This is a genomic window from Mycolicibacter heraklionensis, assembly GCF_019645815.1.
In the GTDB taxonomy this organism is placed as follows: Bacteria; Actinomycetota; Actinomycetes; order Mycobacteriales; family Mycobacteriaceae; genus Mycobacterium; species Mycobacterium heraklionense.
Genome location: NZ_CP080997.1, coordinates 4,234,064 through 4,256,892, shown reverse-complemented (window position 1 = coordinate 4,256,892; position 22,829 = coordinate 4,234,064). Strand labels below are relative to the sequence as shown.

General features: G+C 68.8%; 21 protein-coding genes. 17 read left to right on the top strand and 4 right to left on the bottom strand.

Features of this window, described 5'->3' with window-relative positions:
- Positions 1 to 12: 12 nt before the first annotated feature.
- A complete protein-coding gene (locus K3U94_RS20240; RefSeq protein ID WP_220694832.1) occupies positions 13 to 648 on the bottom strand; it encodes a hypothetical protein in 636 nt (211 codons plus the stop codon).
- 75 nt (positions 649 to 723) lie between these two features.
- Here K3U94_RS20240 and K3U94_RS20235 point away from each other — a divergent pair, with 75 nt between their 5' ends.
- From K3U94_RS20235 to K3U94_RS20210, 6 genes are all read left to right on the top strand, one after another.
- Positions 724 to 1,620, top strand: a complete 897-nt coding sequence (locus K3U94_RS20235; protein WP_047318167.1) for a phosphoribosylaminoimidazolesuccinocarboxamide synthase — start codon at positions 724 to 726, stop codon at positions 1,618 to 1,620.
- A gap of 5 nt (positions 1,621 to 1,625) precedes the next feature.
- The gene (locus K3U94_RS20230; RefSeq protein ID WP_434084882.1) at positions 1,626 to 3,734 is read left to right on the top strand and encodes a S9 family peptidase; all 2,109 of its coding nucleotides are present in this window, start codon (positions 1,626 to 1,628) and stop codon (positions 3,732 to 3,734) included.
- A gap of 10 nt (positions 3,735 to 3,744) precedes the next feature.
- A complete protein-coding gene (locus K3U94_RS20225) occupies positions 3,745 to 4,233 on the top strand; it encodes a glutathione peroxidase (protein WP_047318169.1) in 489 nt (162 codons plus the stop codon).
- The gene (locus tag K3U94_RS20220) at positions 4,233 to 5,576 is read left to right on the top strand and encodes a DUF2254 domain-containing protein (RefSeq protein WP_047318170.1); all 1,344 of its coding nucleotides are present in this window, start codon (positions 4,233 to 4,235) and stop codon (positions 5,574 to 5,576) included. The genes K3U94_RS20225 and K3U94_RS20220 overlap by 1 nt, the downstream gene beginning before the upstream one ends.
- 61 nt (positions 5,577 to 5,637) lie before the next feature.
- Entirely contained in the window at positions 5,638 to 6,351 is a 714-nt protein-coding gene (locus K3U94_RS20215; protein WP_047318171.1) for a DUF2334 domain-containing protein, read from the top strand.
- Between the two features lie 19 nt (positions 6,352 to 6,370).
- The gene (locus tag K3U94_RS20210) at positions 6,371 to 8,026 is read left to right on the top strand and encodes an FAD-binding dehydrogenase (RefSeq protein ID WP_220694830.1); all 1,656 of its coding nucleotides are present in this window, start codon (positions 6,371 to 6,373) and stop codon (positions 8,024 to 8,026) included.
- A 106-nt stretch (positions 8,027 to 8,132) separates the two neighbouring features.
- On the opposite strand, the gene K3U94_RS20205 is transcribed toward K3U94_RS20210, so the two are convergent.
- The gene (locus K3U94_RS20205) at positions 8,133 to 8,771 is read right to left on the bottom strand and encodes an MBL fold metallo-hydrolase (protein WP_220694829.1); all 639 of its coding nucleotides are present in this window, start codon (positions 8,769 to 8,771) and stop codon (positions 8,133 to 8,135) included.
- Positions 8,772 to 8,856: 85 nt separating this feature from the next.
- Here K3U94_RS20205 and purS point away from each other — a divergent pair, with 85 nt between their 5' ends.
- Both purS and purQ read left to right on the top strand, forming a co-directional pair.
- Positions 8,857 to 9,096, top strand: a complete 240-nt coding sequence (gene purS, locus K3U94_RS20200) for a phosphoribosylformylglycinamidine synthase subunit PurS (RefSeq protein WP_024441898.1) — start codon at positions 8,857 to 8,859, stop codon at positions 9,094 to 9,096.
- Positions 9,093 to 9,767, top strand: coding sequence for a phosphoribosylformylglycinamidine synthase subunit PurQ (purQ, locus tag K3U94_RS20195; RefSeq protein ID WP_220694828.1), 675 nt, complete (start codon positions 9,093 to 9,095; stop codon positions 9,765 to 9,767). The genes purS and purQ overlap by 4 nt, the downstream gene beginning before the upstream one ends.
- Positions 9,768 to 9,790: 23 nt before the next feature.
- Here the strand turns inward: purQ and K3U94_RS20190 are convergent, their stop codons facing one another.
- Positions 9,791 to 10,585 carry a family 1 encapsulin nanocompartment shell protein gene (locus K3U94_RS20190; RefSeq protein ID WP_047318175.1) on the bottom strand — a complete coding sequence of 265 codons (795 nt, stop codon included), beginning with the start codon at positions 10,583 to 10,585 and terminating at the stop codon, positions 9,791 to 9,793.
- Positions 10,582 to 11,607 carry a Dyp-type peroxidase gene (locus tag K3U94_RS20185; RefSeq protein ID WP_220694827.1) on the bottom strand — a complete coding sequence of 342 codons (1,026 nt, stop codon included), beginning with the start codon at positions 11,605 to 11,607 and terminating at the stop codon, positions 10,582 to 10,584. Before K3U94_RS20185 ends, K3U94_RS20190 begins: the two co-directional genes overlap by 4 nt.
- 52 nt (positions 11,608 to 11,659) lie before the next feature.
- On the opposite strand from K3U94_RS20185, the gene K3U94_RS20180 reads away from it, so the two are divergent.
- From K3U94_RS20180 to K3U94_RS20140, 9 genes are all read left to right on the top strand, one after another.
- Positions 11,660 to 12,928 carry a M18 family aminopeptidase gene (locus tag K3U94_RS20180; protein WP_220694826.1) on the top strand — a complete coding sequence of 423 codons (1,269 nt, stop codon included), beginning with the start codon at positions 11,660 to 11,662 and terminating at the stop codon, positions 12,926 to 12,928.
- 22 nt (positions 12,929 to 12,950) lie between these two features.
- Positions 12,951 to 15,245 carry a phosphoribosylformylglycinamidine synthase subunit PurL gene (gene purL, locus K3U94_RS20175; RefSeq protein WP_220694825.1) on the top strand — a complete coding sequence of 765 codons (2,295 nt, stop codon included), beginning with the start codon at positions 12,951 to 12,953 and terminating at the stop codon, positions 15,243 to 15,245.
- 10 nt (positions 15,246 to 15,255) lie between these two features.
- Positions 15,256 to 16,953, top strand: a complete 1,698-nt coding sequence (locus K3U94_RS20170; protein ID WP_220694824.1) for an alpha/beta hydrolase — start codon at positions 15,256 to 15,258, stop codon at positions 16,951 to 16,953.
- Positions 16,954 to 17,016: 63 nt separating this feature from the next.
- Positions 17,017 to 17,859 (top strand): alpha/beta fold hydrolase, encoded by an 843-nt coding sequence (locus K3U94_RS20165; protein ID WP_220694823.1) that lies wholly within the window; start codon positions 17,017 to 17,019, stop codon positions 17,857 to 17,859.
- Positions 17,860 to 17,862: 3 nt separating this feature from the next.
- Positions 17,863 to 18,267: a sterol carrier family protein gene (locus K3U94_RS20160; protein ID WP_220694822.1), complete on the top strand. Its 405-nt coding sequence runs from the start codon at positions 17,863 to 17,865 to the stop codon at positions 18,265 to 18,267.
- 51 nt (positions 18,268 to 18,318) lie between these two features.
- Positions 18,319 to 19,836 carry an amidophosphoribosyltransferase gene (gene purF / locus K3U94_RS20155; protein ID WP_047318182.1) on the top strand — a complete coding sequence of 506 codons (1,518 nt, stop codon included), beginning with the start codon at positions 18,319 to 18,321 and terminating at the stop codon, positions 19,834 to 19,836.
- 133 nt (positions 19,837 to 19,969) lie between these two features.
- The gene (locus tag K3U94_RS20150) at positions 19,970 to 21,235 is read left to right on the top strand and encodes an aromatic ring-hydroxylating oxygenase subunit alpha (RefSeq protein WP_220694821.1); all 1,266 of its coding nucleotides are present in this window, start codon (positions 19,970 to 19,972) and stop codon (positions 21,233 to 21,235) included.
- A gap of 14 nt (positions 21,236 to 21,249) precedes the next feature.
- Positions 21,250 to 21,570: a hypothetical protein gene (locus K3U94_RS20145; RefSeq protein WP_434084937.1), complete on the top strand. Its 321-nt coding sequence runs from the start codon at positions 21,250 to 21,252 to the stop codon at positions 21,568 to 21,570.
- An 8-nt stretch (positions 21,571 to 21,578) separates the two neighbouring features.
- On the top strand, positions 21,579 to 22,829 hold the full coding sequence (locus K3U94_RS20140; RefSeq protein WP_220696885.1) for a metal-dependent hydrolase family protein: 1,251 nt from the start codon (positions 21,579 to 21,581) through the stop codon (positions 22,827 to 22,829).

Sequence of the window (22,829 nt, the reverse complement as noted above, 5' to 3'; positions counted from 1 at the left end):
CACCACCACCGGTCAGCGGGCGGGACCGCGCCGAGATCGCCGGGCCAAGCCCGCGGAGTGCAGCTCAAGGGCGGCCAGGCCCCCGATCACCGCGGGGTCTGCGTGCCGCCAGGCACCGACGGGGTCGGGACTGACCGCGGTCAGCTTGCCCAGCGGTCGGTTGGTCAGCGCGCGCAGTGCCAGCAGCTGCTCACCGGCCGGGGTGGCGGCCAGCGTCAGCACCGCCCGCTTGCGCAGGAAGAAGCGCAGCCGCAACGCCAGCCACGGCATCGCCACCGCCAGAATCGGCGGGGCCGCGACCGCGGCCGCCAGCAGATAGGCCAGCCAGCCGGCGGTGGTGTCGAGGTTGTGGCCGGCGCCGGCGATGTCGACCGCTGCGTGTCCGGCCGCGGTGAGTGGCTTGCTCACGGCGTCGCCCACCAGCGGGATACGGTCCGCGCTCTTGCCGGCCGAGGCCAAGCTGTCGGCCACGCCGTTGGCGCCGCGTTCGAACTGTCGGCCGACACCGGCGATGGTGGTGACTGCCCCATGGACGGCGAGCGCGACCAGTACCCACAGGGAGGTCCATGCCGCGACGACGATGTCGCTGAACAGTTGGGCCAGCAAGCGGCCGGGGGAGGTGGCATAGGGCAGCAACCGGGACGTCATGGTCCGATCCCAACACACCTGGCGGCCCGCTGCGCCCGGCTTCGGCGGTCTTGCGGTCACCGATAGGCTGACGCAATGTCGCGACCCGCGCTCTCCGATTACCAGCACCTGGCCAGCGGCAAAGTCCGCGAACTCTACCGGATCGATGATCAGCATCTGCTGTTCGTCGCGACCGACCGGATCTCGGCGTTCGACTACATCCTCGACAGTGAGATCCCGGACAAGGGCCGCATCCTGACCGCGATGAGTGTCTTCTTCTTCGACCTCGTCGAGGCCCCCAATCACCTGGCCGGCCCGCCCGACGACCCGCGCATCCCCGATGAGGTGCTCGGCCGCGCGCTGGTCGTGCGCCAGCTGAAGATGATGCCGGTCGAGTGTGTGGCCCGCGGCTACCTGACCGGCTCGGGTCTGCTGGACTATCAGCGCAACGGCGCCGTGTGCGGCATCCCGTTGCCGCCCGGACTGGTGGAGGCCAGCAAGTTCCTCAACCCGCTGTTCACTCCGGCGACCAAGGCCGAGATCGGCGAGCACGACGAGAACATCTCGTTCGCGCAGGTGATCGACCTGGTGGGCCCGGTGCGCGCCGGCCAGCTGCGCGACCGCACCCTACAGACGTACGTGCAGGCGGCCGACCACGCGCTGACCAAGGGAATCATCATCGCCGACACCAAGTTCGAGTTCGGGATCGACGAACACGACAACCTGGTGCTCGCCGACGAGGTATTCACCCCCGACTCGTCGCGGTACTGGCCGGCCGACCACTACCGGGCCGGGGTCGTGCAGCAGAGCTTCGACAAGCAGTTCGTCCGCAACTGGCTGACCGGCCCGGAATCCGGCTGGGACCGGGCCGGAGACCAGCCGCCTCCGCCGCTGCCGGACGACATCATCGCCGCGACACGAGCCCGCTATATCGAGGCTTACGAACGTATTTCAGGCCTGTCCTTCGACGACTGGGTCGGCCCCGGAGCATGACCGACGTGTCGCAGGATCGTCCGGGCCCACCTTCGGCCAAGCGGGTAGACAGCACGCGCACGCACCACGGGGACGTCTTCGTCGACTCCTATGAGTGGCTGCGCGACAAGTCTGATCCCGCGGTGATCGCCCACCTGGAAGCCGAAAACGCGTACACCGACGCTGCCACGGCACACTTGGAACCCTTGCGGCAGGCCATTTTCGACGAGATCAAGGCCCGCACCAAGGAGACCGACCTGTCGGTGCCGGCCCGTCGCGGCGACTGGTGGTACTACGCGCGCACCTTCGAAGGAAAGCAGTACGGCGTCCAATGCCGTTGCCCGGTCAGCAGCCCGGACGACTGGGACCCGCCGCAGCTCGACGAGGCCACCGAGATCCCCGGCGAGCAGGTGTTGCTTGACCAGAACGCCGAGGCCGACGGGCACGACTTCTTCGCGCTCGGCGCCGCCAGCGTCAGCCCGGACGGCAACATCCTGGCTTACTCCGTCGACGTCGTCGGCGACGAGAGGTACACCCTGCGGTTCAAGGACTTATCCACGGGCGAACTGCTTCCCGACGAGATCGCCGGGATCGGCGCCGGGGTGACCTGGGCGACCGACAACTCGACCGTCTACTACGTGACTGTCGACGAAGCCTGGCGCCCGGATACTGTGTGGCGCTACCGAATCGGTGCCTCGGCAGCGCCCGCCGAGCAGGTTTACCATGAGGCCGACGAGCGATACTGGCTCTCGGTGGGGCGTACCCGCAGCGACGCCTACGTGTTGATCGCAGCCGGTTCGTCGATCACCACCGAGGTGCGCTACGCCGACGCGGCCGACTCGCACGCCGAGTTCACGCTGGTGCTGCCCCGCCGCGAAGGCGTCGAATACTCCGTGGAGCACGCCATCATCGGCGGCCAGGACCAATTCCTGATGCTGCACAACGACGGTGCGGTCAACTTCACCTTGGTGCAGGCCCCGGTGAGCGACCCGGCCGCGCAGCAGACCCTGATCGCCGGACGTGACGATGTGCGGCTCGACGCGGTGGATGCCTTCGCGCACCACCTGGTGGTCGGGTACCGTGCCGAGGGCCTGCCCCGAATCCAGCTGTGGCCGATCGGCGCCGACGGTGACCTCCAACCGCCGCAGGAGATCACGTTCGACACCGAGCTGACGTCGTCGGGTCTGGCCAGCAATCCGAACTGGGATGCCCCGAAACTGCGGGTGGCCGCCACGTCGTTCATCACCCCGGTGCGGGTCTACGACATCGACCTTGCCACCGGTGAACGCACCCTGCTGCGCGAACAGCCCGTGCTGGGCGAATACCGCAGCACCGACTACGTCGAATACCGCGACTGGGCCTACGCCGAGGACGGCACTCGGATCCCGGTGTCGATCGTGCACCGGGCCGGTATCGAACTTCCCGCTCCGACACTGCTTTACGGATACGGAGCCTACGAAGCGTGCGAGGACCCGCAGTTCTCGATCGCTCGGCTGTCGCTGCTGGACCGGGGCATGGTGTTCGCCGTAGCCCACGTTCGCGGCGGCGGTGAGATGGGCCGGCTGTGGTACGAGCGCGGCAAGCTGCTGGAGAAGAAGAACAGCTTCACCGACTTCGTCGCCGTCGGACGTCACCTGATCGATGCGGGGGTCTGCCGGCCCGGGCATCTGGTGGCGATGGGCGGCAGCGCAGGCGGGCTGCTGATGGGGGCGGTGACCAACCTGGCGCCGGACCTGTTCGCCGGAGTGGTGGCGCAGGTCCCGTTCGTCGACCCGCTGACCACCATCTTGGACCCGTCGCTGCCGCTGACCGTCATCGAGTGGGACGAGTGGGGAAACCCGTTGGACGACAAGGACGTCTACTTCTACATGAAGTCCTACTCGCCGTACGAGAACATCACCCGCCGGGAGTACCCGCCGATCCTGGCGATGACCTCGCTGCACGACACCCGGGTGTACTACGTCGAACCGGCGAAGTGGGTCGCGGCGCTGCGGCACACCAAGACCGACGGCAACCCGGTGTTGCTGAAAACCGAGATGAACGCCGGCCACGGCGGTATCTCCGGGCGCTACGAACGCTGGAAAGAGATCGCGTTCTCCTACGCCTGGCTGCTGGCGGTGGTCGGCTGCGGGTAACGTCGCGGCCATGAGCCTCGCCGATATCCCGCTGACCACCCTTGACGGCCGTTCCACCTCGCTGGCCGACTACGCCGACCGCGCGGTCCTGGTCGTCAACGTCGCGTCCAAATGCGGACTCACCCCGCAGTACGGTGCGCTGGAGAAGCTTGCCCAGGACTACGGCGACCGCGGCCTGACCGTGCTGGGCGTGCCCTGCAACCAGTTCATGGGTCAGGAGCCCGGCACTGCCGAGGAGATCCAGACCTTCTGCTCCACCAGCTATGGGGTGACGTTTCCGTTGCTGGCCAAGACAGACGTCAACGGTGCGGACCGACACCCGCTGTATGCCGAGCTGACCAAAGCCGCCGACGCGGAGGGCGCCGCCGGCGACGTGCAGTGGAATTTCGAGAAGTTCCTGCTCGCACCGGGTGCCACCGTGGTCAACCGCTTCCGGCCCACCACGGTGCCGGATGCGCCCGAAGTGATCGCCGCCATCGAAGCCGTCCTGCCTGGCTGATGCATACCCGGTCGGAACGCTTCCCCAGCGTGCGGGCAGCGGCGCTGGCCTACCGGTTCCGCGAGAGCCTGTTCGCGTTGCCGTTGGTGATCGTGTTCGGCGGGATGGCGCTCGCCGTCGCCACCCGGGTCGCGGACCGCAACATCGGCCCGTCGCCGCGCTACCTGCTGAAGATGGACAGCAGTGTGGCCACCACACTGCTGTCCACCATCGCCGGCGCGACGATCACCACGGCGGGAGTCATCTTCTCGCTGACCATCGTCAGCCTGCAGCTGGCGAGTTCGCAGCTGTCGCCCCGAGTGATGCGGTGGTTCATTCGCGACCGGCTCAGCCAGGTTGTCATCGGGCTGCTGGTGGCGACGTTCGTCTACTGCGTGCTGAGCCTGCCGGACCTCAAGGGGTCTTCGCCGGTCCCCGCGCCGCCGCTGACGGTGACGGTTGCGGTCGTGCTGACGATCGCCACCGTCATCACGATCATCGCCCACGTCGACCATCTGGCCCACCGGCTGGAGGTGGGACAGGTGGTGCGCGAGATCGCGGCCGAAGGCTCGATGGTGATCGACGCCGTCGCGGCCGCCGCCGCCCACGAGCAACCCGCTCCCGAAGACGACCTGGATGTTCCCCCGGACGCACTGCGGTTGACCTCGCCCGGCAACGGCTGGGTCAGTCAGGTCAACCCCCAGCGGCTGCTGGCTGCGATCCCGGCCGGCACCACAATCCGGTTGGACACCCGTGTCGGCGCCTACATCCACCTGGGCCAGCCGCTGGTCACCATCTGGCCGGTGCCGGCCAATCCGGATCGGGTGCGGGACAAGCTGTCTCGGGCCGTCGTCGTCAGTGACAGCCGCACCATGCAGGAAGACGTGGACTTCGCCTTCCGTCAGCTGGTCGATATCGGGCTGCGTGCACTCAGTTCGGCGATCAACGACCCGACGACCGCGGTGGAGGCCACACTGCGGGTGGGCAGCCTGTTGCGCCGTGTACTGACGGTGCAGCCGCGACCGCGGGCGGTGGCCGGCCCGGACGGGCGAATCCTGTTGCGACCCTGGGATCTCGACCCCAAGGAGTACATCGGGCACGGTTTCGACCAACTTCGGCAGGTGGCGCCCAGTCAGCCCCTGGTGGCTGCGGCGATCCTGCGGGTGCTGCGGATGCTGGTCGCCCATGTCAAGGAATACGGCCGGCCCGAGCACCTGCCGGCGCTGCGGGAGCAGACCGACCTGCTCCTGGAATCGCTGGAGAGGGCGCCGGATCTGCATCCCCGCGATCTGGCCCGGCTCAAGGCGATCGCCGCCGACACCACCGATCCGGCTGACCACAGCCGCCGTCGGGCGACTCCGTAGCGCTATCTGACGTCTTCCTTGATGTCACCGACTGGACACCTGCCCTGGTCACACTGATGTTGTGACCGGACAACTGATCGTCTCCGTCTCCGGGATCGGGGCAACCACTCGCGCCGATGCCGAGGCCTTCTGCGCACAGCTGGATGCCCGCGGCGTACCGGTCTCGCTGCTGGTGGCGCCGCGACTGGGTGCCGACTACCGGCTCGACCGCGACCCCGGCACCGTCGACTGGCTGACGCAGCGGCGCGCCGACGGCGCGGCGATCGTGCTGCACGGCTTCGACGAGGCCGCCACCAAGAAGCGCCGCGGCGAGTTCGCCACGCTGCCCGCCCATGAGGCCAATCTGCGCCTGCTCGGCGCCGACCGCGTACTGGAGCACTTGGGACTGCGCACCCGGCTGTTCGCCGCGCCCGGCTGGACCGTGTCGCCGGGAACGGTGATAGCGCTGCCGCGCAACGGTTTCCGGCTTCTGGCAGGTTTGCACGGCGTCACCGACCTGGTGCTGGAGCACACCGTGCGGGCCCGGGTGATCGGCGTGGGGGCCGGATTTCTCACCGCGCCTTGGTGGTGCCGGATGGTGGTGGCGACCAGCGAGCGCATCGCGCGCCGCGACGGCGTGGTGCGGCTGTCGGTAGGCGCGCGCCAGCTGAGGAAGCCGGGCGTGACCGAGGCCATGCTGGAGGCGGTGGACACCGCGCTGGGACACGGTTGCCGGCCGGAGCGTTACCGCTGGCCGCTCGCACCGGTGGACGTGGCCGCGGAGCTGAGCGCCTGAGTCGTTACCCTGGGACGCCATGAGCGGTAGGGCGGACGCTGACGCGATCGTCGTCGGGGCGGGTCTGGCCGGCCTGGTGGCGGCCTGCGAACTGGTAGAACGCGGCCAACGGGTGTTGATCGTGGACCAGGAGAACAGCGCGAACCTGGGCGGGCAGGCGTTCTGGTCCTTCGGCGGATTGTTCTTCGTCGACAGCCCCGAGCAGCGCCGGCTGGGGGTCCGCGACAGCTACGAACTGGCGCTCCAGGATTGGCTGGGCACCGCCGGTTTCGACCGGGCGTGCGACCACTGGCCGCGCCAATGGGCGCATGCCTACGTGGACTTCGCCTCGGGCGAGAAGCGCAGCTGGTTGCGGGCCCGCGGGCTGAAGGTCTTTCCGCTGGTGGGTTGGGCCGAGCGTGGCGGGTACGGCGCGATCGGGCACGGCAATTCGGTGCCCCGGTTCCACATCACCTGGGGCACCGGACCGGCTTTGGTGGAGATCTTCGCGGGCCGGCTGCGGGGCCGCTCGAAGGTCCGGTTCGCCTTCCGGCACCAGGTCGACGAGCTGATCGTCGAAGGCGGCAGGGTGAGCGGGGTGCGGGGCAGTGTCCTGGAACCCTCGGCCGCGGAACGTGGAGTGGCGTCATCGCGGAACACGGTGGGACAGTTTGAGTTCCGTGCCCCTGCGGTGCTGGTCACCAGCGGTGGCATCGGCGGCAATCTCGATCTGGTGCGGCAGAACTGGCCGGAGCGGATGGGTCGCGTCCCCGCGCAACTGCTGGCCGGGGTGCCCGCCCACGTCGACGGCCGGATGATCGGGATCACCGAGGCGGCCGGCGGCCGGGTGATCAATCGGGACCGGATGTGGCACTACACCGAGGGCATCACCAACTACGACCCGATCTGGCCCGGCCACGGCATCCGAATCATCCCGGGCCCGTCGCCGCTGTGGCTCGACGCCGCCGGCGTGCGGCTGCCCGGGCCGCTGTATCCCGGATTCGACACCCTGGGCACGCTGGAACACATCGCGCGCTCCGGCCAGGACTACACCTGGTTCCTGCTGAACCGGCGGATCATCGAGAAGGAGTTCGCGCTCTCGGGCCAAGAGCAGAATCCCGACCTGACCAGCCGTAGCCTGCGTCAGCTGGCCGCCTCACGTGCCCGGTCCGGGCCGCCCCCGCCGGTGCAGGCGTTCATCGACCGCGGGGTGGATTTCGTGCACGCCACGTCGCTGCGTGACCTGGTCGCCGCGATGAACGACCTGCCCGACGTGGTGCCGTTGGACTACGCGACGGTCGAGGCCGAGGTCACCGCGCGCGACCGCGAAGTGGCGAACCGATTCAGCAAGGACGGTCAGCTCACCGCGATCCGCGGCGCCCGGGCCTACCTGGGCGACCGGATCGGCCGGGTGGTGGCCCCGCACCGGCTGACCGATCCATCCGCCGGTCCGTTGATCGCGGTCAAACTGCACATCCTGACCCGTAAGACGCTGGGCGGCTTGGAAACCGACCTGGACTCCCGGGTGCTGGGCGCGGACGGCAAGCCGATCGACGGGCTGTATGCCGCCGGCGAAGTGGCCGGCTTCGGGGGCGGCGGCGTGCACGGCTACCGGGCGCTGGAGGGCACGTTCCTGGGCGGGTGCATCTTCTCCGGTCGTGCTGCCGGCCGGGGCGCCGCGAGCGATATCGCCTGACGCCGGTTTCCCCGCGAGCGTGGTGACGCGAGCGTGCACAGATGTACGGCGTAGCCGGCGTGTCGCGGTACAGACACGCCCGCTCGCGCAAGAGGCTAGCAAGAGGCTAGAAGGTGACAGCGCTTTCCTGCGGCAGCACCTGGAAGTCGGCGCGCCCCATCTCGGCCAGGCGGCCGTGATAGATCCCGCGGGCCTCGGTGGCGATGATGCCCTGGTGGATCGGCACCGCGGCCCGCGGCGCCACTGCCCGCAGGTAGTCGACCGCCTCGGAGATCTTCATCCACGGCGCCGCCGCCGGGGTGGCCAGCACGTCCACCGGTTCGCCGGGCACGAACAGCGCGTCGCCGGGGTGCATCAACCGGGCCGGATGCGCGTCGTCGCCGATCAGGTAGGAGATGTTGTCGATCATCGGCAGCTCCGGGTGGATCACCGCGTGCTGCCCGCCCACCCCGCGCACCCGTAGCGGCCCGACGCCGAAGGCATCCCCGACGTGCACCGGCTGCCAGGGCGGGCCCAGCTGGGCGGCGGTCTGCGGGTCGGCGTAGAGCGCGGCGCCCGGGTTCGCGTCGATCAGGGCCGGCAGCCGCGCCACGTCGGCGTGATCCGGATGCTGATGCGTGACCAGGATGGCCGCCAGACCGGTGATGCCCTCGAAGCCGTGCGAGAAGTTGCCGGGGTCGAACAGCACCGTGGTCCCGCCGAAGTCGGCGAGCAGGCAGGAATGGCCGAAGTGGGTCAGTTGCATACCTAAAGATTGTGCGCTCCGGAGCCGCGGGTGGGCATCGGTATTGTTGACCCGACCGATTCCCCGTCGACAGTAGGGAGCACCCGTGGCCCGGGTGGTTGTTCACGTGATGCCCAAAGCCGAGATCCTCGACCCGCAGGGGCAGGCGATCGTCGGAGCGCTTTCTCGGCTTGGACACACCGGAGTGTCGGATGTGCGGCAGGGCAAGCGTTTCGAGCTCGAGGTCGACGATTCGATCGACGACGCCGCGCTGGCCGAGATCGCCGAATCGCTGCTGGCCAACACGGTGATCGAGGACTTCACCGTCAGCCGGGAGACCTCGTGAGCGCCCGGGTCGGGGTCATCACCTTCCCCGGCACCCTCGATGACGTCGACGCCGCCCGCGCGGTCCGGTTCGTCGGTGCCGAGCCCGTCAGCCTCTGGCACGCCGATGCCGACCTCAAGGGCGTCGACGCCGTCGTGGTGCCCGGTGGCTTCTCCTACGGCGATTACCTGCGCTGCGGGGCCATCGCCCGGTTCGCCCCGGTGATGGGCGAGGTCATCAAGGCTGCCGGTCAGGGCATGCCGGTGCTCGGCATCTGCAACGGCTTCCAGGTGCTGTGCGAGGCCGGATTGCTGCCGGGTGCGCTGACCCGCAACGTCGGGCTGCACTTCGTCTGTCGCGACGTCTGGCTGCGGGTGACCTCCACCTCGACGGCCTGGACCTCCCGGTTCGAGGCCGACGCCGACCTGCTGGTGCCGCTGAAGTCGGGCGAGGGCCGCTACGTGGCCTCCGAAGCGGTGCTCGACGAGCTGGAGGGCGAAGGCCGGGTGGTGTTCCGCTACCTCGACAACATCAACGGCTCGCTGCGCGATATCGCCGGGGTGAGCTCGGCCAACGGCCGGGTAGTCGGGCTGATGCCGCACCCCGAGCACGCCATCGAGGCCCTGACCGGGCCCAGCGACGACGGCCTGGGGCTGTTCTACTCCGCGCTGGACGCGGTGCTGGCGGCCTGAGCCGCGCCCGGCTCAGCCGCTGGTCAGGTCAGTGCGACTGCGGCTTCGGCGGTGTAGCACAGGAATGTCAGCGTCTCCTGCAGATAGAGCTGCACATTGTCGGCGTCGTGGGAGAGGTAGCCGATCGACACATCAGTGCCCAGCTGCAGGTCGAAGTCGCCGCCGCGGGTGGTGAGCACGAACGCGCCGTCGATTGCCGGTGCCCAGATGATGTCGCCGGTGACCAGCCGGCGCAGGTGTTCGAGGATGGGGTAGCCGTGGTCGGAGGTCTCGGCGACCTTGGTGTAGGCGTCGGCCGACAGCAGCACCGAGTAGGGGCCGTCCACCCCCGCCAGTCGCAGTGACGAGAGCGCCTGGCTGATCACGTCCGGGATGTCGCGCGGGTCCTGCGGCAGGGTGAGTTCCGGATTCGAGCTCGCGGCGCGGATGCCCTGCACCGAGGCGGCCGGGTAGCCGCCGAAGATGATCCGGTCTTCGGCGAACGCCAGCTTCTTGGCCGCGGCTTTGACCGGGTCCCAGTCGGGGTCTTGGGAGCCGCGCTCGACGCCGTCGATCTCTTCGCGCGAGAGGGTGAACGGAACCCGCAGGCGTACCAGTGGTTTGCTGTCGCGCAGATCCGCTTGGACGCCGTCGGCCGGGGCGCCGATGCCGGTAAGCCGCCCGGTGCCCACCGCGGCTGCGGTCGGCCCGGCGGGTTCGCTGACGTCGACGACTCGGCGCCCGGCGATGTGCCGCTTGAAGGTGCGGGTCGCCTCCTGCTCGAAGTCGGCCCAGGCCGATTCGGTGACCGGGGCCAGATCGCGATACAGGTTGTTCATTGCGAGATTCCTTTCAGGCTGCCGATGTTCAGTGAGCCCTCACCCTCGGGGCTGGTGGGTTCGGCGGTGATGGCCGGGGCTGGTGTCGCTGAGCCCGGAAGTGGCGGGGGGTCATCGAGGAAGTCGGTGGAGGGGGCGAAGAACAGTCCGCCGGTCAGCGCGGTGGAGAAGTCCAGGATGCGGTCGGTGACCCCGGGTGGGTCGCCGAGGAACATGTTGCGCAGCATCCGCTCGGTAACCTGCGGACTGCGCGAGTAGCCGATGTAGTAGGTGCCGTGATCGCCGGAGTTGGCGGTGCCGAAGGGCATGTTGGCGCGCACGATGTCGAGTTCGTTGCCGTCGTCGTCGGTGATCACGTTGAGTTTGATGTGGGCGTTGGCGGGTTTGTCGGCGTCGTCGAATTCGATGTCGTCGGCTTTGGTACGGCCGATCACGCGTTCTTGGTCGTCGACGGCCAGCGCGTCCCAGGCGGTCATGTCATGCAGATATTTCTGGATGTGCACATAGCAGCCGCCGGCGAAGTCGGGGTCTTCGTCGCCGACCGCGGTGACGGCGAGGGCGTCGTCGCCGGTGGGGTTCTCGGTGCCGTCGACGAAGCCGAGCAGGTCGCGATTGTCGAAGAACCGGAAACCGTGCACCTCGTCGGCCACGGTGACCGCGCCGCGCAGGGTCCGCAGGATGCGCCGGGCCAGCTCGAAGCAGACGTCCATGGTTTCGCCGCGGATATGAAACAGCAGATCGCCCGGGGTGGCCGGGGCGGTGTGTCGCGGACCGACCAGCTCGACGAACGGATGCAGCTCGGCCGGCCGCGGCCCGGTGAACAACCGGTCCCAGGCATCCGAGCCGATCGAGATCACCAGCGACAGCTGTTTGGTCGGGTCGCGGAAGCTGATGGCCGACGCCATTCCGGGCAGGTCCGCCAATGCGTCGTGTACCTGTGTCTCACCGCCCTCATCGATGGTGACGACCAGAAAAATGGCCGCACAGGTCAGGGGAGCGGTGACGGGCTGAACGGACGGCACGGTATCGACCCTAACGCCCCCGTCGGCGTCCGGATGCGAAAGACTTGAGCCCATGGCGGCCACCGCAACCGGATTATGCGAGTTCATCGACGCCTCACCGTCGCCGTTTCACGCCTGCGTGACCGTGGCCGAACGGCTGCGGGCCGCCGGCTACACCGAGGTCGCCGAGACCGACCGATGGCCGCAGGCGCCCGGTCGGTACTTCACCGTCCGGGCCGGTTCACTGATCGCGTGGGACAGTGGCGCAACGAGCCCGGCCACCCCGTTCCGGATCATCGGCGCACACACCGACAGCCCGAACCTGCGGGTCAAGCAGCATCCGGCCCGGGAGGTCGCCGGTTGGCAGCTGGTGGCCCTGGCGCCCTACGGCGGCGCCTGGCTGAACTCCTGGCTGGACCGTGACCTGGGCATCAGCGGGCGCCTGTCGGTACGCGACTCTTCTCGGGGCACCGGGATCAGCCACCACCTGGTCCGTATCGACGAGCCGATCCTGCGGGTGCCGCAGCTGGCCATCCACCTGGCCGACGACCGCAATTCGGTCACCCTGGACCCGCAACGCCACGTCAACGCGGTGTGGGGAGATGGCCGGTCTCCGGACTTCCTCGAGTACGTAGCCGAACGCGCCGGCGTGGAACCCCGCGACGTGCTGGGATTCGACCTGATGACCCACGACCTCGCGCCGTCGGCGGTGACCGGGGTGGGCCGGGAGTTCGTCAGCGCGCCGCGGCTGGACAACCAGACCAGCTGCTACGCCGGGCTGGAAGCGCTGATCGCAGCCAAGCCTGGTCGCCACCTGCCGGTGCTGGTCCTGTTCGACCACGAGGAGGTCGGGTCGACATCGGACCATGGTGCCCAGTCCGATCTGCTGCGAGGCGTCCTGGAGCGGATCACGCTGGCCGCCGGCGGCGACCGGGAGGACTTCCTGCGCCGGCTGACCGCCTCCACGCTGGCCTCGGCGGACATGGCGCACGCCACCCATCCGAACTACCCGGACCGTCACGAACCGGGCCACCAGATCGCGGTCAACGCCGGCCCGGTGCTCAAGGTCCAGCCCAACCTGCGTTACGCCACCGACGGCCGCACCGCCGCCACTTTCGCGCTGGCCTGCGACCAGGCCGGGGTGGCACTGCAGCGCTACGAGCACCGCGCCGACCTACCCTGCGGATCGACCATCGGCCCGATGAGCGCCGCGCGCACCGGGATCCCCACCGTTGATGTGGGCGCTCCGCAGCTGGCCATGCATTCGGCGCGGGAACTGATGGGCGCCCGCGACGTGGCCTCGTATGCGGCGGCTCTGACGGCATTCCTGGCCCCCGACTGAGCCGAAATCGGTGCCATAGACTGTGCCCGTGACGCCCCCGACCACGCTGGACACCGTCGAACACGCCGCTGCGACGCCGGATCACCCGCAACCGTTCGCCGAGTTGGGTCTTAAGGACGACGAGTACCAGCGCATCCGCGACATCCTGGGCCGCCGCCCCACCGACGCCGAGCTGGCCATGTACTCGGTGATGTGGAGCGAGCACTGCTCCTACAAGTCCTCCAAGGTGCACCTGCGCTACTTCGGTGAGACCACCACCGACGACATGCGCAAGGCCATGCTCGCCGGCATCGGCGAGAACGCCGGCGTGGTCGACATCGGCGACGGCTGGGCGGTCACCTTCAAGGTGGAGTCGCACAACCACCCGTCCTACGTCGAGCCCTACCAGGGTGCGGCCACCGGGGTGGGCGGCATCGTGCGCGACATCATGGCGATGGGCGCCCGCCCGGTCGCGGTGATGGACCAGCTGCGTTTCGGCGCCGCCGACGCCCCCGACACCCGGCGGGTGCTCGACGGGGTGGTGCGCGGCATCGGCGGCTACGGCAACTCCCTGGGGCTGCCCAATATCGGCGGCGAAACCGTCTTCGACCCGTGCTACGCGGGCAACCCGCTGGTCAACGCCCTGTGCGTCGGCGTGCTCAAGAAGGAAGACCTGCACCTGGCGTTCGCCTCCGGTGCCGGAAACAAGATCATCCTGTTCGGGGCGCGTACCGGCCTGGACGGCATCGGCGGGGTGTCCGTGCTGGCGTCGGACACCTTCGGCGGGGACGAGAGCGGCGCGGGCCGCAAGAAGCTGCCGTCGGTTCAGGTCGGCGACCCGTTCACCGAGAAGGTGCTCATCGAGTGCTGTCTGGAGCTGTACGCCGCCAAGCTGGTGGTCGGCATCCAGGACCTGGGCGGTGCCGGATTATCTTGTGCCACTTCCGAGTTGGCTTCCGCCGGCGATGGCGGTATGGCGATCGAGCTGGAGAAGGTGCCGCTGCGCGCGGCGAACATGACCCCCGCCGAGGTGCTCTCCAGCGAGTCGCAGGAACGCATGTGCGCGGTGGTGGCCCCGGAGAACGTCGACGCCTTCATGGCGGTCTGCGACAAGTGGGACGTGCTGGCCACGGTGATCGGCGAGGTGACCGACGGCGACCGGCTGCAGATCACCTGGCACGGCCAGACCGTCGTCGACGTGCCACCGCGCACGGTGGCCCACGAAGGCCCGATCTATCAGCGCCCGGTGCAGCGCCCCGACACCCAGGACGCGCTCAACGCCGACCGTTCGGACAAGCTGCCGCGGCCGGCCACCGGGGAGGAGCTGCGCGCGACTCTGCTTGCGCTGCTGGGCAGCCCGCACCTGTGCAGCCGGGCGTTCATCACCGAACAGTACGACCGTTACGTGCGGGGCAACACCGTGCTGGCCGAGCACGCCGACGGCGGGATGCTGCGCATCGACGAGGCTTCCGGGCGCGGGATCACGATCTCCACCGACGCGTCCGGCCGCTACACCAAGCTCGACCCCTACACCGGGGCGCAGCTGGCGCTGGCCGAGGCGTACCGCAACGTTGCCGTCACCGGAGCCACGCCGATCGCCGTCACCAACTGCCTGAACTTCGGTTCCCCGGAAGACCCCGGGGTGATGTGGCAGTTCGCCGAGGCTGTTCGCGGTCTGGCCGACGGCTGTGCGGCACTGGGGATTCCAGTGACCGGCGGCAATGTGAGCTTCTACAACCAAACCGGCGCCACCCCGATCCACCCCACCCCGGTCGTCGGCGTGCTCGGTGTCATCGACGATGTGAGCCGGCGTCTTCCGACCGCATTCGGCGTCGAACCGGGCGAGACGCTGATCCTGCTCGGCGACACCCGCGACGAGTTCGACGGGTCCATCTGGGCGCAGGTGACCGGCGATCACCTGGGCGGGCTGCCGCCTAAGGTCGATCTGGGGCGCGAGCAGCTGCTCGCCGAAGTGCTGAGCGCCGCTTCGCGTGACGGCCTGATCTCGGCAGCCCACGACTTGAGCGAAGGCGGACTGATCCAAGCCGTGGTCGAGTCGTCGATCGCCGGTGAAACCGGTTGCCGCGTCTTGCTTCCCGAGGACGCCGATCCGTTCGTGTTCCTGTTCTCCGAGTCGGCGGGCAGGGCGCTGGTGGCGGTGCCGCGCACCGAGGAGAGCCGGTTGCGTTCCATGTGCGAGGCGCGTGGCCTGCCGGCCATCCGAGTCGGCGTGGTGGACCAGGCCTCGCAGGACGTGGAAGTCCAAGGTCAGTTCAGTGTGTCGCTGGCGGAACTGCGCAGCACCTCCGAAGCGGTGCTGCCGGGGATGTTCGGATAGTCAGACCGGCATGCTGCAGGCACCGGCGAGACACCCGCTGCTGGTGTGGGCGTGGAGCCTGCTGCGGCTGGGGTTCGTCGGGGTGGCGTTCGGCGCGCTGTTCTTCTGCCTGTCGCTGACCCCCTCGTTGCTGCCGCGCGACTGGCTGTTCCAGGGGCTGATCGGCGGTATCAACGCGGCCTTCGGCTACGGCCTGGGGGTGCTGGTCGGCGCAACGGTGGAGCGGTTCGTGTTGCGCGGCGCCAGCTGGTGGCCGCCGCCGCGACCGGTCTTGTTCTCGCTCAAGGCAACTGTGGTGGTGGCGGCGCCGGCCGCGTGCGTTGTGATGCTGATCCCGGCCGCCGGCTGGCAGCGCCAGGTCTCCGAGCTGCTGGGCATCGAGGGCCCGGCGACACTGGGCTACCTGCGCACGCTCGGCGTGGCGATCGGCGTGTCCGCCGCCCTGGTGGCGACGGTGCGGGTCCTGATCGACGCCAGTCGGCTGCTGGCGCGAGCACTGATCCGCCGTTGGCACCTGCACAACGAAGTCGCCATGTTCATCGGCAGCGCGATCGTCGTCGTCCTGCTGACCACCTTGATCAACGGCGTGCTGATCCGCGGTTTCTTCGCCGGCGCCAGCGCGGTGTTCCAGCCGGAGGACAGCGACACCCAGCCCGGGACGAGCCAGCCGCTGCAACCGGAGCGATCCGGCAGCCCGGAGTCGTTGGCGCCCTGGGCCACCCTGGGGAGTCAGGGCCGCAGCTTCGTCGCCGGGGGAGTGCACGCCGCCGAACTCACCCGGATCAACGGACGGCCCGCCCGTGAACCCATCCGGGTGTACGCCGGGCTGCACAGTGCGGGCGACGATCAAGCCCGGATGCAGCTGCTGCTCGACGAACTGGACCGCACCCACGCCTTCGACCGCCAGGCGCTGGTCGTGGTGCCCACCACCGGCACCGGGTGGGTCGACCCGGCCGCGTCCGACGCGATCGAGATGCTCTACAACGGCGACACCGCAATCGTCGCCGTGCAGTACTCCTACCTGCCGAGCTGGATCTCCTTCCTGGCCGACCAACGCAAGTCGATGGACTCCGGACGGCTGCTGGTGCAGACCATCGCCGAGCGCTGGCGAGGCCTGCCGGTCGACCATCGGCCCAAGCTGGTGCTCTACGGCGAGAGCCTGGGATCGATGGCCGGGCAAGCCGCGTTCGACTGGCTGCCCGACGTCGCCGAGATGGGCTACGAGGCCGTGCTGTGGGTGGGGCCACCGCAGGCCAGCCCGCTCTGGCATGCGCTGCTGGTGCGACGTGACCCCGGCAGCACCGCGGTGCTGCCGCGCTACGACAACGGCCGTACCGTGCGGTTCGCCCAGGGCACTTTGCCGGCCGAGATCGCCCGGATTGCCGCGCCGCCGTGGACCGGTACGCGGGTGCTGTTCCTGCAGCACGCTTCCGACCCGGTGGTGTGGTGGTCGCCGGATCTGCTGTTCGCCCGACCCGACTGGCTGACCGAGGCGCCCGGCCCGGACCGCACGGCGTCCATGCGCTGGTACCCGGTGGTGACGTTCTGGCAGGTCAGCGCGGACCTGTTCCACGGTGAGCAGATGCCTGCAGGGCACGGACACAACTACGCGGACACCATCCTGGACGGCTGGGTCGCGGTGCTGCCGCCTGACGGCTGGACGCCGTCGGACACCGAACGGATCCGCGCGGCCCTGCGACGCGGATAGGCCATCGGGTTCAGGCGCCGGGGCCGGGTACCGGCGCCCAGCGCCATGCGGGATGCTTCACCCATGGAGCGATACACCCGTGACGGCCTGGTCTTCGATGTTCGCGACGCCGGGCCGCCGGACGGGCCCGTGGTGGTGTTGCTGCACGGCTTCCCGCAGCGCAACGACAGCTGGAACGCCGTCATCGACCGGCTCACCGCCGCGGGCTACCGATGCCTGGCGCCCAACCAGCGCGGTTACTCACCAGGTGCCCGACCGCCCCGGCGCCGCGACTATCGCCTCTCCGAACTCGTCGCCGACATCGGCGCACTGATCGACGCCAGCGGCGCGCAGCGCGTGCACCTGGTGGGACACGACTGGGGTGCCGCGGTCGCGTGGGGAGTCGCAGCCGAACTGCCCGAACGGCTCGCCACCGTGTCGCCGGTCTCGGTGCCGCACCCCGCCGCGTTCGTGAAGGCGCTCGTCACCAGCCGCCAGGGCCTGGCCTCGTGGTACATGGGCTTCTTCCAGTTGCCGTGGCTGCCGGAATGGTTGATGACGCGCAGCGGCGGCGCCCGGGCGGCCAAAACCTTGCAGCGTGGCGGGCTGCCGGCGGCCGCGGCCGAACGCGATGCGCGGGCCATGACCGAACCGGGAGCGTTGACCGGCGGGCTCAACTGGTACCGGGCGCTGCCCCTGTCGGGGCCACGGGCCGCCGCCGGGCGCATCTCGGTTCCGACGATGTATGTGTGGAGCGACCGTGATTTCGCACTGCGGGACAAGGCGGCTCGCAACACGGCCCGCTACGTCGACGGGGACTACCGATTCGAGATACTGCCGGGCGTCTCGCACTGGATCCCCGACACCGAGCCGGACCGGCTCGCCGACCTGCTGCTCGACTGGTTTGCCGCACACCCAGTCGACTGACCCATGGCAGCCGCCCGCTCACGTCCGCAGCTGGACCCGGCGCAGACCCGCGCAGCGGTGCTGGCGCTCGCGGCATGGCTGCGTGACGGAAGCCGGCCGGCCCCCGAGCGTGCCGAGTTGGCGGCGGCGGTCCGTCTGACCGCCCGCACCCTGGCCGAGCTGGCCCCCGGCGCCAGCGTGGAGGTGCGGATACCGCCGTTCGTCGCGGTGCAGTGCATCGCCGGGCCGCGGCACACCCGCGGCACCCCGCCCAACGTGGTCGAGACCGACCCGCGCAGCTGGCTGCTGCTGGCCGCAGGACTGCTGGAGACGGGCGAGGCGACTACTGCCGGAAAACTGCGGCTGTCCGGTTCGCGCGCCGCCGAGATCGCCGAATGGCTGCCGTTGGTGAAACTTGACGGATGTTGACCGTAGACTGAACACCGTCACTGTGGCCCGTCCCCCTGGAGCAGCTGAAACGTGCCGGACCAGCAGGTAGTAGACCTCGAGAACGCACCCCGTGAAGAGTGCGGCGTATTCGGCGTATGGGCCCCCGGCGAAGAAGTAGCGAAGCTCACTTATTACGGCCTGTATGCGCTGCAACACCGTGGCCAGGAGGCCGCCGGCATCGCCGTCGGCGACGGCTCGCAAGTGCTGGTCTTCAAAGACTTGGGCCTGGTCAGTCAGGTTTTCGAGGAGCAGACGCTGGCAGCCATGCCCGGGCACGTGGCCGTCGGGCACTGCCGCTACTCCACCACCGGCGACACCACCTGGGAAAACGCCCAGCCGGTGTTCCGCAACACCGCGGCCGGCACCGGGGTGGCCCTCGGTCACAACGGCAACCTGGTCAACACCGCCGAATTGGCCCGTCGTGCCCGTGAACTGGGCCTGATCGACACCCGCCGTCCCGGCGTGGCCACCACCGACTCCGACATCCTGGGCGCGCTGCTGGCGCACGGGGCCGCCGACAGCTCCCTGGAGCAGGCGGCGCTGGAGCTGCTCCCGACGGCGCGCGGCGCCTTCTGCCTGATCTTCATGGACGAGAACACCCTGTACGCGGCCCGCGACCCATGGGGTGTGCGGCCACTGTCGCTGGGCCGGCTCGACCGCGGCTGGGTGGTGGCATCTGAGACTGCCGCGCTCGACATCGTCGGTGCCTCGTTCGTCCGCGACATCGAGCCCGGGGAGCTGCTGGCGATCGACGCCGACGGCGTGCGCTCCACCCGATTCGCCAACCCCACCCCGAAGGGGTGCGTCTTCGAATACGTCTACCTGGCCCGGCCCGATTCCACCATCGGCGGTCGGTCGGTGCACGCCACTCGGGTGGAGATCGGTCGTCGGCTGGCCCGTGAACACCCGGTCGAGGCCGACCTGGTCATCGGCGTGCCGGAGTCCGGCACCCCGGCCGCGGTGGGCTACGCCCAGGAGTCCGGCATCGACTATGGGCAGGGCCTGACCAAGAACGCCTACGTCGGGCGAACCTTCATCCAGCCCTCGCAGACCATCCGTCAGCTCGGCATCCGGCTCAAGCTCAACCCGCTGCGGGAGATCATCCGCGGCAAGCGGCTGATCGTCGTCGACGACTCAATCGTGCGGGGCAACACCCAGCGCGCCCTGGTGCGGATGCTGCGCGAGGCCGGCGCCGTGGAGGTGCATGTGCGGATCGCGTCTCCGCCGGTGAAGTGGCCGTGCTTCTACGGCATCGACTTCGCCTCGCCGGCCGAGCTGATCGCCAACGCCGTCGAGGACGAGACCGAGATGGTCGAAGCGGTACGGCGCGCCATCGGCGCCGACACCCTCGGCTACGTCGGGCAGGAAGACATGATCGCGGCCACCGAGCAGCCCAAATCGCGGCTGTGCTGCGCCTGCTTCGATGGCAGCTACCCGATCGAGCTGCCCCACGACAGTGCCCTGGGCAAGAACGTGATCGAGCAGATGTTGACCAACACCGCGCTCAAGGCCGAGAGCGACAGCGACGCTGCGCTGAGTCAGTCCTAACCCGAAGTCCGTTCTTCCGTAACGGCTGACACTGGCTTCCGGCCCCAAGTATCAACTACTTGACACTAATCGGGCCACTCGATAGCGTCGGCGCCAACGAGACTCGTGACCCGGCGTGAGGACAGGAGTGGTTGTGGCGCGTTTTCCCAAGCCGCCCGAGGGCAGTTGGACCCAGCACTATCCCGAACTCGGTACCGAACCGGTGTCGTATCGCGATTCGGTCAGTCCGGATGTGTACGAAAAGGAGCGCGCGGCGATCTTCCGGCGTGCCTGGCTGAACGTCGGTCGGGTAGAACAGCTTCCGCGAAAGGGCAGCTACTTCACCAGGGAACTGAAGGTTGTCAACACCTCGATCATCTTGGTGCGCACGGGATCTGACGAGATCAAGGCGTACCACAACGTCTGTCGGCATCGGGGCAACAAGTTGGTGTGGGACACCATGCCGTTGGAGGAGACGAGCGGGAACTGCCGCCAGTTCACCTGCAAGTACCACGGCTGGCGCTACGACCTGGACGGCAACCTGGCCTTCGTCCAACAGGAGGAGGAGTTCTTCGACCTCGACAAGAGCCGCTACGGGTTGGTCGGCGTGCACTGCGACGTCTGGGAAGGATTCATCTTCGTCAACTTCGCCGCCGCCCCGGAGCAGTCGCTGCGGGAATTCCTGGGGCCGATGGTTACGGCCTTGGAAGGCTACCCATTCGGGCGTATGACGTCGCGGTGGCAATATCGCTCGTCGGTCAACTCCAACTGGAAGCTCTTCCTGGACGCGTTCCAGGAGTTCTATCACGCGCCGGTACTGCACGGGAATCAGACGCCGACGGCCTTTCGGGTGGCGGCCGAGCAGGCCGGCTTCGAGGCGCCGCACTACCGAATCGAGGGCCCGCACCGCCTGGTGAGCACCTCGGGGGTGCGAGCCTGGGAGATGTCGGCCGAGATGCGCAAGCCGATCGAGGACATCTGCCAGAGCGGGTTGTTCGGCCCGTGGGACCCGCCGGATATCGGCCCGATGCCCGACGGCCTCAATCCCGCGAAATGCGATCCGTGGGGGTTGGATTCGTTTCAGATCTTCCCCAACTTCACGATCCTGTTCTGGGGCCAGGGCTGGTACCTGACCTATCACTACTGGCCCACCGCGCACGACTCGCACATTTTCGAAGGCACGCTGTACTTTCCACAGCCGCGGACTCCCCGCGAGCGAGTCGCCCAAGAACTGGCGGCGGTGTCGTTCAAGGAGTACGGATTGCAGGACGCCAGTACGTTGGAGGCCACCCACACGATGATCGGCACCGGTGTGGTGGACCGCTTTCTGCTCAACGATCAAGAGGTGCTGATCCGGCACTTCCACGCCGAGACCGCCGCGTGGATCGCCGAACACGAGCGCGCGGCGGCGAAGGTGTGAGAACCGTGTCCGCCATGCTGCCAAAGGAATTCGTCGACCTCGAACCATTCACCGATTGGTGCCTGCCCTCTGAGCCGGAGCGGTACGCCAAGCGCCTGAGCAGTTCCATGCGCGACATGCAAGCGTTCTACGACGCCATCACGGCCCGTGCCGAAGACGCGCTGGCCTACTGCGACAAGTTCAGCCTCGACGATATGCCCGAGGATGTGTTGAACCTGATGCACCTGCTGTATTCCATGATCACTGTGGCGTTTCCGGCCGAAGCCTGGAAGCAGCCGCGCGTTCCGGACTCCGGGGCCGCGGTCATCGAGTGCATCTCCGAGCCCTTCCCGTGAGCGGCCCAGTGAGTGAGGTCTCGGTACTGCGCGCCGCCCGCTGGCTCGACATCGACGCCGGGGTGGTGCGCTCACCCGCCGTTTTCGTGATCGAGGGTGACTGGATCACCTCCGTCAATCCCGATGTGCCGTTACCGGTTTCGGCCGATGACATCGACCTCGGCGACGTCACGTTGCTGCCGGGCCTGATGGACATGGAACTCAACCTGCTGATCGGCGGGCCGGGCAGCCCGGAAGGACTTCCCACCCCGTTGCACGGCGTGCAGGACGATCCCGCGTACCGCACGTTGCGGGCCGCGGTCAACGCCAAGACCACGCTGGAAGCCGGGTTCACCACCGTCCGCAACTTGGGGTTGATGGTCAAGACCGGTGGTTACCTGCTCGACGTCGCCCTGCAGCGCGCCATTGACCAGGGCTGGCATGCCGGTCCGCGGATCTATCCCGCCGGCCACGCCGTCACGCCTTACGGCGGCCATCTGGATCCGACGGTCTTCCAACGGCTCGCGCCCGGCGTCATGCCGCTGTCGGTCGCCGAGGGCATCGCCAACGGCGTGCCGGACGTGACCGCCTGCGTGCGCTACCAGATCCGGCACGGCGCCAAGCTGATCAAGGTGTCGGCCTCGGGTGGGGTGATGTCGCACAGCACCGCCCCGGGCGCGCAGCAGTACTCCGACGCCGAACTGGCCGCGATCGCCGATGAGGCACATCGGGCCGGGGTGCGGGTGGCCGCACACGCGATCGGCGACACCGCGATCCGGGCCTGCATCCGCGCCGGCATCGACTGCATCGAACACGGTTTCCTGGCCACCGACGAAACCCTCGCGATGATGGCGGACCACGGCACCTTCCTGGTCTCCACCACCTACCTGACGGACGCCTTGGCCGTCGACCGAATCGCTCCCGAACTGCGCAAAAAGGCCGCCGAAGTGTTCCCGCAGGCCAAAGCCATGTTGCCCCGGGCGATCGAGGCCGGCGTGCGGATCGCCTGCGGCACCGACGCGCCGGCAATCCCGCACGGTCAGAACGCCAGGGAATTGTGTGCGCTGGTGGAGCGTGGCATGACGCCGGTGCAGGCGCTGCGCGCCGCCACCGTCACCAGCGCTGAACTTGTCGACGCCGACCACGAACTGGGACGGCTGGCACCGGGCTACCGCGCCGATATCATCGCTGTACCGGGTGACCCGACCCGGGACATCAGCACCACCCTCGACGTGCGATTTGTCATGAAGGACGGCCGAGTCCATAAGCGCAGTAGTTGA